14 protein-coding genes and 1 riboswitch are annotated in these 15,507 nt (G+C 65.1%); of the genes, 4 read left to right on the forward strand and 10 right to left on the reverse strand.

What is annotated here, in order from left to right:
- Positions 1–127: 127 nt before the first annotated feature.
- Positions 128–1,252: a DNA alkylation repair protein gene (locus tag HGR_RS05700; protein WP_006297178.1), complete on the forward strand. Its 1,125-nt coding sequence runs from the start codon at positions 128–130 to the stop codon at positions 1,250–1,252.
- Positions 1,253–1,496: 244 nt separating this feature from the next.
- On the opposite strand, the gene HGR_RS17230 is transcribed toward HGR_RS05700, so the two are convergent.
- From HGR_RS17230 to HGR_RS05720, 5 genes are all read right to left on the reverse strand, one after another.
- On the reverse strand, positions 1,497–1,787 hold the full coding sequence (locus HGR_RS17230; protein WP_138922412.1) for a hypothetical protein: 291 nt from the start codon (positions 1,785–1,787) through the stop codon (positions 1,497–1,499).
- Positions 1,788–1,991: 204 nt separating this feature from the next.
- Entirely contained in the window at positions 1,992–2,858 is an 867-nt protein-coding gene (locus tag HGR_RS05705) for an SIR2 family protein (RefSeq protein ID WP_039852604.1), read from the reverse strand.
- The gene (locus HGR_RS05710; RefSeq protein ID WP_039852606.1) at positions 2,855–3,847 is read right to left on the reverse strand and encodes a ParA family protein; all 993 of its coding nucleotides are present in this window, start codon (positions 3,845–3,847) and stop codon (positions 2,855–2,857) included. The genes HGR_RS05705 and HGR_RS05710 overlap by 4 nt, the downstream gene beginning before the upstream one ends.
- 455 nt (positions 3,848–4,302) lie before the next feature.
- Positions 4,303–4,887 carry a TMEM165/GDT1 family protein gene (locus tag HGR_RS05715; RefSeq protein ID WP_006297182.1) on the reverse strand — a complete coding sequence of 195 codons (585 nt, stop codon included), beginning with the start codon at positions 4,885–4,887 and terminating at the stop codon, positions 4,303–4,305.
- A gap of 14 nt (positions 4,888–4,901) precedes the next feature.
- A riboswitch (yybP-ykoY riboswitch) is annotated at positions 4,902–5,069 on the reverse strand.
- A 33-nt stretch (positions 5,070–5,102) separates the two neighbouring features.
- On the reverse strand, positions 5,103–5,939 hold the full coding sequence (locus HGR_RS05720; RefSeq protein WP_006297183.1) for an AraC family transcriptional regulator: 837 nt from the start codon (positions 5,937–5,939) through the stop codon (positions 5,103–5,105).
- A gap of 130 nt (positions 5,940–6,069) precedes the next feature.
- Here HGR_RS05720 and HGR_RS05725 point away from each other — a divergent pair, with 130 nt between their 5' ends.
- Entirely contained in the window at positions 6,070–6,993 is a 924-nt protein-coding gene (locus HGR_RS05725; protein ID WP_006297184.1) for a 2-dehydropantoate 2-reductase, read from the forward strand.
- Positions 6,994–7,069: 76 nt separating this feature from the next.
- On the opposite strand, the gene modC is transcribed toward HGR_RS05725, so the two are convergent.
- The 3 genes from modC to modA are packed head-to-tail and all read right to left on the reverse strand — an operon-like array spanning position 7,070 to position 9,726.
- Complete coding sequence (modC, locus tag HGR_RS05730; RefSeq protein WP_081463446.1) at positions 7,070–8,212, reverse strand: molybdenum ABC transporter ATP-binding protein; 1,143 nt, start codon at positions 8,210–8,212, stop codon at positions 7,070–7,072.
- A gap of 41 nt (positions 8,213–8,253) precedes the next feature.
- Positions 8,254–8,937, reverse strand: coding sequence for a molybdate ABC transporter permease subunit (gene modB, locus HGR_RS05735; protein WP_006297186.1), 684 nt, complete (start codon positions 8,935–8,937; stop codon positions 8,254–8,256).
- A gap of 9 nt (positions 8,938–8,946) precedes the next feature.
- Positions 8,947–9,726, reverse strand: a complete 780-nt coding sequence (gene modA / locus HGR_RS05740) for a molybdate ABC transporter substrate-binding protein (protein ID WP_006297187.1) — start codon at positions 9,724–9,726, stop codon at positions 8,947–8,949.
- A gap of 154 nt (positions 9,727–9,880) precedes the next feature.
- Here modA and HGR_RS05745 point away from each other — a divergent pair, with 154 nt between their 5' ends.
- Positions 9,881–10,699 carry a TOBE domain-containing protein gene (locus HGR_RS05745; RefSeq protein ID WP_006297188.1) on the forward strand — a complete coding sequence of 273 codons (819 nt, stop codon included), beginning with the start codon at positions 9,881–9,883 and terminating at the stop codon, positions 10,697–10,699.
- A 57-nt stretch (positions 10,700–10,756) separates the two neighbouring features.
- On the opposite strand, the gene HGR_RS05750 is transcribed toward HGR_RS05745, so the two are convergent.
- Positions 10,757–11,986, reverse strand: coding sequence for a winged helix-turn-helix domain-containing protein (locus tag HGR_RS05750; RefSeq protein ID WP_006297189.1), 1,230 nt, complete (start codon positions 11,984–11,986; stop codon positions 10,757–10,759).
- 4 nt (positions 11,987–11,990) lie between these two features.
- Entirely contained in the window at positions 11,991–13,388 is a 1,398-nt protein-coding gene (locus HGR_RS16765; RefSeq protein ID WP_006297190.1) for a GGDEF domain-containing protein, read from the reverse strand.
- Between the two features lie 98 nt (positions 13,389–13,486).
- Here HGR_RS16765 and HGR_RS05760 point away from each other — a divergent pair.
- The coding region (locus tag HGR_RS05760; protein WP_006297191.1) for a ComEC/Rec2 family competence protein at positions 13,487–15,507 on the forward strand (2,021 nt) is incomplete at its 3' end.

The following is a 15,507-nucleotide window of genomic DNA, read 5'->3' on the forward strand; positions in this document are numbered from 1 at the left end:
TTCTGCTGTTCTGCTGTTCTGCTGTTCTGCTGTTCTGCTGTTCTGCTGATTCGATGGGCCCGCCAGGGACGCGCATCCTGCGCTTTCACGCATCAGCGTGACACCCACCGCACGGCACAATCAGCGCATGGCCAGCCCCAACACAGCCACTGAACCCCAGGACTCCGCGCCGCTGCTGAAGAACCTGCTCGACGCCCAGGTGCTGGCGCAGATCGCCGATGCGGCGCAGCAGGTGCACCCTGCTTTTGACCGCAAGGCCTTCCTGGCCAGCACACGGCGCGGGCTGGATGACCTCTCCATCATGGCGCGCATTGCCCACGCGGCCGACGGCCTGCGCGCGCACCTGCCCGAGGACTACCCGCGCGCCCTGGCCCTGCTGCGCCGCATGGCGCCGCACGCACCGCGCGGTCTGCCCGGCTTGGTGCTGCCCGAGTTCGTGGGCCGGCACGGCCTGGATCACTTTGATCTGTCGCTGGACGCGCTGCGCGAACTCACGCCCTACAGCAGCGCGGAATTCGCCGTGCGCCCCTTCCTCGCGCAAGACCCGGCCACCGCCCTGGCCCATGCCCTGCGCTGGACCGAGGACGACAACGACCATGTGCGCCGCCTCGCCAGCGAAGGCACGCGCCCGCGCCTGCCCTGGGCACGGCGCCTGCCGCTCTTCATCGCCGAACCCCGGCACGCCCTGCCCATCCTGGAACGGCTGCGCGCCGACCCCAGCGACTATGTGCGCCGCTCGGTGGCCAACCACCTCAACGACATCGCCAAGGACCACCCCGAGTGGATGCTGGAGCTGCTGGAAGGCTGGCCCACGGACCAGCCCGAGACGGGTTGGATCGCCAAGCACGCGCTGCGCAACCTGATCAAGGCCGGCCACCCGCGCGCGCTCGGCCTCATCGGCGCGAGCGCGGACGCGCAAGTGGCGCTGGACCACTTCAAGGTGAAACCCGCCACGCTGCGGCTGGGCGAACGCCTGCACCTGAGCCTGGCCCTGCGCTCCACCGCGCGCGAAACGCAAAACCTCGTGGTGGACTACGCCATCCACTACGTCAAGAAAAACGGCGAGACCAGCCGCAAGGTCTTCAAGTGGAAAACGCTGGCGCTGGACGCTGGCGCCACGCTGACGCTGGACAAGCAGCAAACCGTGCAGGACTACACCACGCGCAAACACTACCCGGGCGTGCACGCGGTGGAGGTGCTGGTGAATGGGATGAATGTGGGTGGGGGGCGGTTTCGTCTAGTGACGGACTGAGGCGAGGTCTGGGGGAGGTTGATCGCTTCAGGCTGGTATCAGACGGATGGTTTCGCTGCGCGAGCGACCACAGTCGTTGAAACCAATCATTCACCGGACACAGGCTCATATGACCGTTCCCCGACCAAGACCAGTTTTTCGATCAAGATCGGTTAGACGCTGTCGCAAAACCTACTTGCGTTGGGCATGAGTTGGCACGGTCAATCCACGTATGGCACGGAATACTTTGAGGAATCCGGTGCGTTCATTTTGAAAAAAATAGCACCCCTAAAAGGCTTAGATAGATGGCAGACGTCAGCCATAGCATCACCTCTCTGGCTATGCGATTGCCTTTGCCATTTCCGTCAAGCTCAATGAAAGTCACAGGCCACATTCCTTTATCTATGCCATAGGCCAAAAAATTCCACGAGAAGAATGCCCAAATCAGTGGAAGAGCCCTGCTCGGATAGACGGCCAAGTCTTTGACGCAATACAGAAGCAGCGTCAGGACTGTAAGCGTCAGCCAAAGGCAAAGTGATTTTTTTGTCTTGCTCACTTTTCTTCACCTCAATAAGTCGATCTCGACACGTTCGACAAATGCGCCCCCTGAATCGAGATAGGGTAGCCAGACACGTTCGAACCATTGCAGACCTAAACGATGACGAAAGCAGACGCTCACCATCTGAATTTCGCTGCGAATCAGCGCAGGCGCAGTGGGCAGCGAGTCGAATAGATGGAAGGGTTGGCGAACCCGAAGTACCTACCAATTTCGGGCACTGGATAACGCGTCTCGTCTTTGTTCTACCAACTGAACAAGGGTGGCTAGACTTTCCGTCAATTCCCTATGCCCGTTGTTCGGTGAATACGCGAGGTGCTTCACCTGCATGACAGCACTAAGTTCCTTCAAAACCTCCGGTGCCACCTCGCCGGTCGGTATCGTCATGAAGTGCAGAGGCATTCGCCCGTATGTGAACTTGATATCTTCGAATAGCATTCGAAGGTCTGGGTCGTCAACGCCACATCCAATAAAAATAAATGTATGCGTTAAGGCTAGCGATCTAATGATGTCGTAAAACAATGAGTATTTAGTTCGAGCACGCGAGTAGTCTTCGGATGTGAAAATTAAATCATCAGGATCGTTAGCTGAGCCGTGACTCTTTATAAGCAGTCGCACATCGCACTTATTCAAATAAGAAATAGTGTCGGTACTGGCGTGAGTCTTTATTACATAGGAACCAGCCGACGCTTGTCGGCAATAATCGTCATAAATATTGTCGAAATTTGGGGAGATGGTGATTGCAACGTCTAGCTCATACAAGTTCTTGTGAATCTCAGCAGGCTTAAAGCGTTTCAACTGGAACTCGGCTTGTACTCTTTCGACGAACTTGTCTCTGCCCATGATGGTTTTTAGCAGCTGACATCCGAGAAGGTAATCGCGTCTAGCAATAACGTCGATCAGATAAGCTGGGTTGCCATGTTCAACCGCGCACTGCCGTAGAAAACCATCCCAGCTTGCCGGACTTTCTCCGTTATCGTTGACGGAGTTTCTGGATACGCCGGAACCCACTACCAAGACAGCGCGTCGCCTCGCTATGGAATCAACCGCGACCCTATCCCAAGCAATCACTTGGAAATCCTCCGTAGAAATCGCTCCGCAATATTCCCGAAGAAATGGGTTGCCTCCGAAACCCGGGTGTATTGGGAGCCCACGATTCCGTCCTTTGCGCCGAGATCAAATATTGGTGCATGTGCTTGCTGTGAAAGCGGAACCACGCTGCTCAGCGTCGGAACCTCACCAATCTTGGCGGATTCGTAATCACAATTGAAGAATTCGCACATCTGGCGCAATTCGTTAGTTTGCTCGTTAATTATCCGCTCAAAAGCTGCGACTGGCACTCTCTCGCCAGAGACGACTTTGGCCTTGTATTGCTGCATTACGTAGCCGATAAACTCCAACTCCCACCCCACTGGGTGATCTTTAATTGTGAAGTTTTCTCCCTCGGTTTCTGCATGTTTGCGTATAGCATCAGTCAGTGAGACCTTCCATGAAGTGAATGACTTCAGGATGTTATCGATCGCCATGAGACTGAAGATGTCCACCGATAACGGCATGATGAAAGAGTCCGCACCCAGTAGCACTGATCGATTTAGGGCGCCTAGAGAAGGGCCCATGTCAATGAAGACAAGGTCGTAGTTGTTCAGCCGGGAGAGCAAATATTTAATTGCAAACGTGGTTTGAAAACCTCGCGGCTCTCCATTCCGCGTTGCGGCCCAATCCGTAGCCAATAGATCTTCGCGAATCGATAGTTTCGGGTCGCCAACGATCAGGTCAACACCAAACCGCACGCTCGTCACAATGGTTGGAAGTTCTTGAGGATAGCCTTGTCCCTTCCTGATCGGCTCGTAAAAGGAGTCGAGGCTTTTGTGTTCGCCATCGCGCAGAATGGCTTCGAGCTGGGTTTCCTCAAGCAAGTATGCGGATGCGTTGCATTGCGGGTCAGCGTCAAGCACTAGCACCGACATGCCATGCTTCTTCGACAAAAAGGAACCGAGATTGCAAAGTAGCGTCGTCTTTCCGACGCCGCCCTTGTTATTGAAAAAGCAAACACTTTTCATTTGACACCTTTGAACTGAGCGAATCGAACTGTGTACTTCGAAAGTACGCCCAAGGAAATTTATGAAGCAAAACTTACTCAATGGACTGATGCATACTCGATGTACTTGTCATTTGACCTCCCTGAAGCTGGCTCGCACCCCTACATATCGGCCAGCTTATTGTATTTATCTGCCTTCAAATAGTTCTGCAATTCGGTCGGGTCGATTCCGCCAATCAGATCGACCTCGGACCACACCTGCTTTAGGTGATTCAATGCCCGGTTTCAATCAGAAAATCGGAAGAATTCTTCTGGCCATGAGCAGTCCAGAGGCAGCGTTGACTGACCAGCGGCAACCGCTGCCAAACAGCCGCTCCATTTTTGACGGACGTTCCACGGGGATTGTTTTCGACTCTGATGGTCCAGGCGAACTCCGTGCCAGGGGCCCTGCCCCCGGCTAATACACACAGGAACCTCTCAGAACCCCAGACTCGCCCCCGCCCCCATCAAGGTCGCCACACCCAACACGGCAAAGATCAGCGCGGCGATGCCGTGCACCAGGCGGATGGGCAGCTTGTGCGCGAGCTTGTCGCCGATCAGCACGGCGGGCACGTTGGCCAGCATCATGCCGAGGGTGGTGCCCATCACGACTAGGATGGCGTCGCTGTAGCGCGCGGCCATGGCCACGGTCGCGATCTGGGTCTTGTCGCCCATCTCGGCGAGGAAGAAGGCGACGAAGGTCGCGCCAAAGACACCCAGCCGACGTGCGGCCAAGGACTCGCTCTCGTCGTCGTCCATCTTGTCGGGCACCAGGGTCCAGGCGGCCATGGCGATGAAGGACAGGCCCAGCACCCAGCGCAGCACCTGCGGGCTGACCAAGCTGGTGAGCCAGGCGCCCACGGCACCCGCCAAGGCGTGGTTGAGCACGGTCGCGACCAGGATGCCCGCGATGATGGGCCAGGGGCGCTTGAAGCGGGCGGCGAGGATGAAGGCCAGCAGTTGGGTCTTGTCGCCGATTTCGGCGAGGGCGACGACGCCGGTCGAGACGAGGAGAGCTTCCATGAAAAATGTCCAAGGCCGGTGTACAGAGACGATTGACCACGACGCATCCCCGGCCAAAACGGAGGCTTCGTGGTCAAAGGTCTTGCCAGGCCAGGAGCTGCCTGCGCCATGGTCCGATGGACCAAGTGTGTTGACGCAAGCCTCTTCGCGGTGAAGAGCGGCTACTCCCCAATGACGGGGCGCATTCTAACAAAGGGAATCACCGGGCCCAGGGCTTAAGCGCCCGCGGACTCGCGCACGCCCTGCAACCACGCCGTGGGCGTGGAACCTTCCACCTGCCCGAAGGCGCGCCCGAAGCTGGCCGAGCTGCCATACCCCACCTCCAGCGCGACCTGCTTGACCGGCCGGCCCGCGCGCAAGAGACGCTTGGCCAAGCCCACGCGCCAGCGCTTGAGGTACTCGGCCGCTGGCATGCCCATCACCGCGGTGAAGTGCCCGGCGAAGCGCGAGCGCGACATGCCCGCCCGCGCGGCCATGCGCTCCAGCGTCCAGCCCGACTGCGGCGCGGCGTGGATGGCGGTCAGCGCCCGCGCCAGGCGAAGATCAGCAAGCCCGGCCATGACGCCTCGGTCCATCAGCTTGCGCTCCATGGCCAGGCGCAGCAGCCGCACGACCAGCACCTCGGACAATCGTTCCAGCACCGCCGCCTGGCCGCAGTGACGGACAGCAGCCTCCTCGAACAAGGCATCGATCAAGGAAGCGACGCCCTGCATGTCGGCCAGGGGCAGGCACAAGGGCTGATCCAGCGCTTGCAGCAGCGGGTTTTCATCACCCGCGCCGAACTCGATCAGGGCGCCGAGCAGGTGGGCCCGCGCCTCCCCCACCGGCCGCAGGGTGTGGCGTTGGGGACAGGCATAAAAGACCAGCGTGGGTTCGCGCAGGAGACAGTGGCGGCGGCCCGGTCCGGCCAGCTCAACCGCCCCCTGCCGCAGCAAGTACAGCCGGCCAGCGCCTTCCGAGGCCTCGGCTTGCAGAGGGCGCGCCAGCACGCCGTTGTGCAGCAAGGTGGCACGCAGCTCGAAGCGCTCAAGAAAGTCGGTCAGGCGGTCCACAACGTCAAACCATCAAATCCAGGACGAACGGTGAATCAATCAGTGATTCTGATCACTCATCGTACTGGATTGTCCTCTACGATCACACCATCGCCCATTCCTCACCCCTCTCAGAGACGAAAGCTTTCACATGAAGATCTTGATCCTTGGCGCCGGCGGTATCGGCGGATATTTCGGTGCGCGCCTGATCCAGGCGGGCGCGGACGTCACCTTCCTATTGCGCGAGCGGCGCAAGCAGCAGGTGGACAGCGAGGGCCTGAAGATCGAGACGCCGCGCGGCAACTTCAGCGTGCAGCCGCGCACGGTGACGGCGCAGACCGTGGGGCCGGACTATGACTTGATCCTGCTCACACCCAAGGCCTATGACCTGGACAGCGCGCTGGCCTCGCTGGCGCGCGCCGACGGGCGCGGCGTGCTGCTGCCCTTCCTCAACGGCATCGACCACCTGCAGGCGCTGGATGCGCGCTACGGCCGCGCGCGCGTCATGGGCGGAGTGGCCCACATCGCGGCCGCGCTCACGCCCGAGGGCGTGGTGAAGCAGCTCAACGATCTGCACCGCCTGACCGTCGGGCCGCGCGACCCGGCCCACGCCGCCCTGGCCCGCGACTTCGCGGCCCTGGGCACCGGTGCCGGTTACGACAGCCTGCACAGCGACAACATCGAGCAGGTGCTGTGGGACAAATGGGTCTTCCTTGCCACGCTGGCGGGCATGACCACGGTCTGCCAAGGTTCGGTGGGCGAGATCGTGGCCACGAGCGAGGGCGAGGCGCTGACGCGCGCCATGTACGCGGAGGCTTGCGCCGTGGCCCAGACCGAGGGCCACGCCGTCGGCGCGGCGGCGCAGACCCAGGCGCTGTCGATGCTGACGCAGCCGGGCTCGGCCTTCACGGCCTCGATGCTGCGCGATTTGCAGGGCGGACAAAAAACCGAGCACGAACACATCCTGGGCGCGCTGGCGCGCCGTGGCAAGCAACTCGGCGTGGGCGTGAGCCTGCTCGGCCTGGCCTACACGCACATGGCGGTTCGGGCCGCGCAGTCGCGGTCGCCAGCCTAGGCCGGGCCACCGTCCTGAACCGCGATCACGCTGTGCTGTCGAAGCGGCGCGCGGCCTGCGGCTTAGGCTTGCACCGTCAACGCACCAGCGCGGCCGATTTCACCTGCGCCCAGACCGGCAGCCCCGGGCACAAGCCCAAGGCCTCGCAGGCACGGCGGGTGATGCGCGCCAGCAGCAGGGATTCGCCGCAGCGCAGGCGCACCAGCACTTGCGAGGCATGGGCGTCCGGCGCGATGGCGTCCACCACGGCCGGCAGCAGGTTCTGGATGCTGGTCTGGCGCGGCTCGGCCAAGGCCAGGCTGACATCACGCGCCAGCACGCGCAGGCGCACCTCGCGGCCCACGGGCAGGCCCTCGTCGCGCACGCTCAGCTCACCGCCCGCGAAGCCGACCCGGGCCAGATGCCAGATGGCATCGCGCTCCAGCACGGTGCCTTGCAGCAAGGCCCCCGCGTCCTCGCCGACCACGAGCGGACTGTCGAGGGCAGCCAGCACCTGGGCCACCGGACCGGCCGCGCGCACCTGTCCGCGCTCCAGCACCACGAGGTGCTGGGCCAGCCGCGCCAGTTCGTCGGCCGAATGGGTGACGTAGAGCATGGGCAGCCGCAGCTCGTCGCGCAGGCGCTCCAGCCAGGGCAGGATGTCTTGGCGGCGCGCGGCGTCCAGCGCGGCCAGTGGTTCGTCCAGCAGCAAGAGGCGAGGCCCGGTGGCCAGCGCCCGCGCGATCGCCACCCGCTGGCGCTCCCCGCCGGACAGTTGTTGCACGCGCCGCGTCAGCAAGTGCTCGATGCCCAGCAAGGCCACGGCTTCGTCCAGCGCGCGCCGGCCCTGGGCCAAGAGCGCGCCGCGCCAACTCCTCTTGAGCCCGTACTGCAAATTTCCGCGCACGTCGAGGTGTTCAAACAGGCTGGCCTCTTGGAACACATACCCCAGGGGCCGACGGTGCGTGGGCAAGAAGACGCCTGTCGCATCGTCCTGCCAGACCTCGCCGCCCACGGCCACGTGAGCGGACGTCTCTTGCCCCTGCCCGGTGGCCGATCGCGCGCGCTCAAGTCCGGCCACGCAGCGCAGCACGCTGGTCTTGCCCGAACCCGAAGGCCCGTAGAGCACGGTGATGCCGCGCGCGGGCAGCGTGAGGTCCACATTCAGATCAAAGTCCGCGCGCGCCAGGCTCAGGCGCACGTGGAAGGGCTCATCTGGCGTGCTTGCCCCGGTCGGCATGGCCGGCTCGCTCACCCTCGAAGCATTCAGGGCCGAGGCGTTCATGGCATGACCCGATCACGCCCGCGCCGCAGACCGGCCAGGACCAGCAGCACCGCGAAGCTGAACAGCACCATGCCGCCTGCCAGCCAGTGGGCTTGCGTGTACTCCATGGCTTCCACATGGCCGTAGATCTGGGTCGAGACCACGCGGGTCTGCCCGGGGATGTTGCCGCCGATCATCAGCACCACGCCGAACTCGCCCACGGTGTGCGCGAAGCTCAGGATGGCTGCCGTCAACACCCCGCCTTTGGCTTGCGGCAGGGCCACAGTGAAGAAGGCGTCCAGCGGACGCGCCCGCAGCGTGGCCGCCACTTCCAGCGGACGCGCGCCGAGAGATTCGAAGGCGTGCTGCAGGGGCTGCACCGCGAACGGCAGTGAAAAGACGACGGAGCCGATCAGCAGGCCCGTGAAGCTGAAGGACAGTAGACCCCAGCCCAGCGCCTGGGTGAGTTGCCCCAGCCAGCCGTTGGGGCCCATCAGCACCAGCAGGTAAAAGCCCAGCACCGTGGGCGGCAGCACCAGGGGCAAGGTGACGAGCGCGCTCACCGGCGCGCGCCAGGGTGAAGGGCTGCGCGCCAGCCACCAGGCCAGCGGCGTGGCGACGATCAACAGCAACAGGGTCGTGAGCGCAGCCAGTTCCAGCGTGAGCCGGATGGCCTGCCAATCATCCGCGGAGAACACCATGCCGCCAGATTACTCCAGGCCGTAGCCGAAGGACTGGATCACGGCGCGGGCCTTTTCGCCCTTGAGGTACTTGAGCAGGGCGACGGCAGCCGCGTTGTCCTGGCCCTTCTTGAGCAGGATGAGGTCTTGCCGGATGGGCTGGTGTAGCTTCGCGGGCACACGCCAGACCGAACCTTCCTTCAGCTTGCCGCCCTGCGCGTCGGGCGCCCACACCTGCGAGAGCGCGACGAAACCCAGCGCCGCGTTGCCAGTCGCCACGAACTGGTGCGTCTGACCAATGCTCTCGCCCTGGACGAACTTCGGCTTCAAGGTGTCGAGCAAACCCAAGGCCGTCAGCGCCTCCACTGCCGCCGCGCCATAGGGCGCGAGCCGAGGGTCGGCCAGGGCGATCTTGTCGAATTGGCCTGTCTTCAGCACCTCGCCCTGGGCGTCCACCAGCCCGGGCTGCTTGCTCCAGAGCACCAGCGTGCCAATGGCGTAGGTGTAGCGACGATCCTTGCCGCCGCCCTGCCCTTCCTGCTCCAACTTCGCGGGCGTCGTGTCGTCGGCGGACAACAGCACGTCAAACGGCGCGCCGTTCTGGATCTGCGCGTAGAACTTGCCCGTGGAACCGAAGGACAACACGGCCTTGTGCCCCGTGTCCGCCTCGAACATGGGGGCGATCTTCTGCATGGGCGCGGTGAAGTTGGCGGCCACGGCCACGTTCACCTCAGCCGCCTGCACGGCCGAGAATGGAACGGACCACACACCCAACGTCGCCGCAATGACGCTCAAGAAGCGCTTGACCATGAAAACCTCGCTATTCCAAAAATGAACAGCGAAACTCTAGCACGAAACACCGAAGCGCTATTCATATGAAGAATAGCGATCACCCCAGCCCCCCGCGCGCGAGGACCGAACGGTCCACCGGCTTGTCCGGACGGCAGCCGACTAACATAAGCCCATGAGCAAGAAAACATTGCCCCTGGCCGAGGTGCTGGGCTTCGAAGCCAGCGACAAGCGCATCGACATCCTGCGCCGCATCGGCCAAGCGGGCTCCATCTCCGAGGCTGCGCGCGGCGCGGGCGTGAGCTACAAGGCCGCCTGGCAAGCGCTGGAGACGCTGGGCAATCTGGCGGGCCAGCCCCTGGTCGAAAAGGCCGTGGGGGGCAGCGGCGGCGGGGGCGCGGTGTTGACCGCCGCAGGACTACGCGTGCTTCAGGCCGCCGACGCGCTGACCCAGGCGCGCGCGCAGGCCCTGGCGAGCCTGGACGCCAGCGCGGGAGGACATGCCGCCTCGACCACCGCCTCCCGCCGCGCCGCCTCCGCGCTGCGCACCAGCATGCGCAACCAGTTCGCGTGCACGGTCGGTGCACTGCGCTCGGTGCAAGGCCAGGTTCGGGTGCAACTGCTGCTGGTGCGCGAGGGCAAGGCGCCTCTGCCCCTGCACGCGCGCATCACCCGTGAAAGTGCCCAGTTGCTGGGCCTGCGCGTGGGTTTGCCGGTGCTAGCGCTGTGCAAGGCCACAGCGGTGCGTGTCACCGCGCGGCCCGCGTCGGCGCGTGGCGCGCAAACGGAGAGCAGCAATGTTCTGACCGGCGTGGTGATGCGGGTTTCGCGGGCGGCGGCTGGCGGCGAAGTCAGCCTGCGCCTGTCCGGCGAGCCGGGCACCTCCGGCCCGTCCATCGTGGGCTTCGCGGCGGCCGGTCATGGGCTGCGAAAGGGCCAGACGGCCCACATCGGGCTGGACGAATCGGCCTTGGTGATCGCGGCGGCCGACTGATCGGCCCACGGTGCTGTCCCACCACGCTGGCACGCCGAATCCGGCGTGATCAGTGCCTCACGCCGTCGCGGTCAAGACGGCCGCGACAGCCTCAGGCGCATGCCCCACGCTGATCGTGGGCGTGCCATGCCAGTCAGCGCAGCGCCGCACCGCCAGGGCGATGTCGCCGATCAACCGCTGGCTGGTCCGCAGACCCGGCTCCAGGTACAGGGCCTTGACCTCGAACACGCCTTGCTTGCGATGGGCCTTGGCATCCAGCCGCCCCACCAGCTTGCCGCGGCTCAGGATGGGCAGCACGAAGTAGCCGTACTTGCGCTTTTCGGCGGGGGTATAGCACTCCAAGCGGTAATCGAAGTCGAACAGCTCCACCGCGCGCTTGCGGTCCCAGACCACCGGGTCAAAGGGCGAGAGCAAGGTGTTCACGGTCGAGGACAGTTCACCGGCCTCGGCCTGCGTCAGCCAGGGCACCAGATCAGCATGCACGAAGGCGTCGTGCTTCCAGCCCTCGACGCGCACGGGCAGCAGTTCGCCCGCGTCGGCCAGGGTATGCAGCGCAGCGTCGTACTTGCCGCGCTTGAGCCGGTAGTAGTCCGCGACCCAGCCTGCCTTCACCAGGCCCAGAGCCTTGCAAGAGCGCCGCACCATCTGCGTCTGCGCCGCCTCGGCGGTGGGCAGATCACGGCGGTCGTCCCAATCGGGCAGCACGCGCTCGGCCAGGTCATACACGCGCTGGAAGTTGCGGCGCTCGGCGACCATCAGGCGACCGGTCGTGAACAAGACCTCCAGGTGCCGCTTCTCGGGCTTCCAGTCCCACCAGCCCGTGCCCTTGCCCGCGGACTGCCCTTCTCGCTTGCGTTCGAAGTCGGCCGACCGCACGGGCCCGTGCGCGCGGATGTGCGCCAACAGCGCCTCGATGTCCTTGCGGTGCGTCTCCATCCAGCGCGCGGAGAACTTCCAGCCCATGCCCGAAGGGTCCAGCATGCGATGGCGCAGCAGACCGTAGTCTTGGGTCGGCACGAAGCAGGCTTCATGGGCCCAGTACTCGTAGATGGCGCCTTCGGCCAGGGTCTGCTCCAGCCAGGTCGGGTCATAAGCGCCCAGGCGGCTGAACAGCACAAGGTAGGGACTGCGCGCCACCACCTGGATGGTGTCGATCTGCAGCAGGGCCATGCGCTCGATGGCGGCCAGCACATCGGCTTTCACCGCCTTCTTGCGCGGCGGCGTCAGCAGGCCCTGGGCGGCCAGGTGGAGCGCGCGTGCAGCGGCCAGCGACAGATGCTGCGTCACCGCTTCACTGCGCCGACTGCACGCGATTGCGGCCCGCCTGCTTGGCGGCATACAGCGCCTGGTCGGCCTGTTGCACGAGCCGCTTCATGCTTTCCACTGGCGTGGAGCGGCGAGGCGCGGCATCGCCAGCCTCGGCGACGGGCTTGCGCTCCTCCATGTCCATCTGGGCCGCGCCCAGTGACACGGTGATGTGCAAGGGAGTGTCTTGCTCCGTTTGAACGGGCATGGCCGCCGAGGCGATCGCCAGCCGGATGCGGTCCGCCGTCTCGACACCGCCCTGGAGCGGCGTGTTCGGCAGCAACAAGACGAATTCCTCGCCGCCGTAACGCGCGACCACGTCGTTGCCACGCAACTGGCCGCGAATCACCTGCCCCACCTCGCGCAGCACGGCGTCGCCCGCCGGGTGGCCATGGTTGTCGTTGATGCGCTTGAAGTGATCCACGTCGAGCAGCAGACAGACCAAGGGCTGCCGGCTGCGCTGGGCGGCCTTCACCTCTTCCAGGCATCGGGCCTCGAAGTACCGGCGGTTGTGCACGCCGGTCAGCGCATCCGTCAGGCCCACCAGCTTGAGACGTTCCGCCACCAGGGCGTTGTCCAGGCAGATGGCGGCCAGGGCGGCCAGGCGCTCCAGGAAATCGGTGCTGTTGCCCGCCGAAAAGCGCGCCGAATCGCGGCTGCCCAGGTTGAGGCTGCCGATGCATTCGCCCCGGTGCAGCAGGGGCAGCAAAGCCGTGCTGCCCAAGCCGCGCACATTCACGCCCTGGAACAGCGCGGCCTGGTTGGGATCGGGCGAGCCCAGCATGGGCCGCCAGCCCCGCGTGTAGATCTGACTCAGCAGTTGCCCACTGCCCAGCAACAGCAGGCGGGCGAACCAGTCGGTGCCCGCGGAGGGTTCCGTGGCGTGCCGCTCGCTTCGACTGTCCCGCGAGGCTAGAGAGGCTAGAGAGGCGGCAGGGGGTTCCGCGCTGGTCTGGGTCTGGTTCTGGGTTTCGGCGTCGTCGAGCGCGGCTTGAGCCGACTCACTCCAGCCTTCGCTGAGCACGCGCGCGGCTTCGTACTGCGGGTCCACCAGGGCCAGGGTGACGGCGTCGAGTTCAAAGAGCACGCCAAAGTCCACCAAGAGCGCCTGCACCAGCGCGGTCAGGGAGGGCGCGGCAATCAGCTGCCGCTCGATCTGGTCAAAACGGCGCAGCTTGGCCTGGTTCAGGCGGGCTTCGCTCAAGAGACGGTCGAACTGCGTGCGCAAGCCGGACAGCTGCTCCTGCGCGCTGTCGAGCTGCTCGCGCAGGCGCGCGTTCTCGCCGCGCAGCAGGTCCAGCGGCGAGCCAGACGCGCCAGCGACCTCGCCAGCCACCGTGCTGGCCACCTTGCCGGGCTCGCCACCCGTTCCAAGTTCTTTCATCCCAAGATGGTACAGCGCCCGAATCCGGGGCGCATGTCAAGGTGCATCAAGAAGTACACCCTCGGCCCAGCGCGGCCCGCCTGCCTTAGCATCGGCCCATGTCGTCGCCACCCGCCGCCTCCGCGCCTCTGAGTCAAGCCGAATCGTCAACCCTCGCACGCCTGCTCACCCCCTTGCTGTTGGGCTGGCTGATCGGCATCGCAGCGCAATTGCAGCAGGCCCAGCTGTGGCCCATGGTCAGCTATGGTTTGCTGGCGGCCTCCGGCCTGGCGCTGCTGACCGCGGCCTGGAGCAGCCTGAGGTCGATCGCGCGCGCCGCGTCCCAACCCTCCGTCCGATCCTCGGGCGGAATTCGGACCGATCAGCCCTTCTTCGCGTCGCTGCTCGCCCTGCTCGCCGCGGTCTTGCTGGCCTACGCCAGCACCGGATGGCGTGCGCTGCAGCTGCAAGCCCAGGCCCTGCCCGCCACGCTGGAAGGGCGCGATCTGACGCTGACCGGTCACATCGCCGCCATGCCGCAGCGCACGGACAACGGCACGCGCTTTCTGTTCGAGGTGGAATCGGCCCAGCTCTTCGAGCCGGGGGGTGCAGCCCCCATCCCGAAGGCGCTGCAGGTGCCCGAACAGCTCATGCTCACCTGGTACGGCGCTTGGCGCGACGACAACGGTGCCCTGCTGGAGCCCTTCATCCAGGCCCCCGAGCTGCGGGCGGGCGAGCGCTGGCGCTTCAACACGCGGCTGCGCGCGGTGCACGGGGCACGCAATCCACAAGGTTTCGACTACGAGCTGTGGATGTGGGAGCAAGGCTTGCACGCCAGCGGCTATGTGCGGACCACGCGCCGCGACCCGGTGCCCAGCTTGATGAGCCCGGCGCCCACGTGGTGGGCCAGCCCCTACCGCGTTGAACAAGCGCGCCAAGCCGTGCGAGACGCCATCGTGCGGCACGCGCCCGCCTCCACCCCGGTACTGCCGATCCGGCCGGCCACCGTCTCCGCACGCACCCCCGCCGAATTCGAGCCACCGTCCGCGAGGCCCACGGAGATGGCCGCGCCCGCCGCGGCCAGCGACCCCGCGCTGGCCGACCCCGGGCAAGACCGTGTCGACGCCATGAACCTGCGCAATGCCTATGGCGTGGTCGCGGCGCTGGTCACGGGGGACCAGCAAGCCATCGCACGCGCCGACTGGGACGTGTTTCGCGCGACCGGCGTCGCACACCTGATGAGCATCTCCGGCCTGCACATCACGCTGTTCGCCTGGCTGGCCGCCGGCTTGGTCGGCGCCTTGTGGCGCTACACGCCCGTGCTGGGCCCGCGCTTGTGCCTGCGCTGGCCCGCCACCCAGGCCGGTCTGCTGGGCGGCTTGCTGCTGGCCACTGCCTACGCGGTGTTCAGCGGCTGGGGCGTGCCCGCGCAACGCACGGTGCTGATGCTGGCGGTGGTGACGCTGCTGCGTCTGAGCGGCCAACGCTGGCCCTGGCCAGTGCTCTGGCTGGCAGCGGCGGCCGTGGTGCTGGCGGTCAGCCCCTGGGCCTGCTTGCAGGCGGGTTTCTGGTTGAGCTTCGTGGCCGTGGGCGTGCTGTTCGCGCAGGGACGCCCCGAAGACGTGACGAGGACAGACACCGACGATGCCGATCCCTCATCCAGCCGCGGTCTCAACCGCAGTCTCGGCCGCCGTCTCACGCGCTGGGGCCGCCGATGGCTGCGGCCCCTGGGGCGCCTGCTGCGCGAACAAGGCATCGTCACGCTGGCGCTCGCGCCGCTGACCCTGTTGTTCTTCGGACAGATGTCCCTGGTCAGCCTGCTGGCGAACCTGGTCGCCATCCCCTGGGTGACATTGGTCGTGACGCCGCTGGCGCTGCTGGGCAGTCTGGGCGTGGTGGCCGAGCCGCTGTTGGCCTACAGCGCGCCGCTCTGGGACGCGGCGGCCTGGGCGGTGCAAGCGCTCAACACCGTGCTTGCATCGATGGCTGCGCTGCCGCTGGCCACCTACAGCGTGCCGCAAGCCCCGCTTTGGATGGCGTGGGCGGGTGTGGCGGGGGGGCTGCTGCTGGTGCTGCGCCTGCCCTGGAGTTTGCGCCTCGCGGGCCTGCCGCTGCTGCTGCCGGTGTTGCTGTGGCAGCC

The organism is Hylemonella gracilis ATCC 19624, assembly GCF_000211835.1.
Taxonomy (GTDB): domain Bacteria; phylum Pseudomonadota; class Gammaproteobacteria; order Burkholderiales; family Burkholderiaceae_C; genus Hylemonella; species Hylemonella gracilis.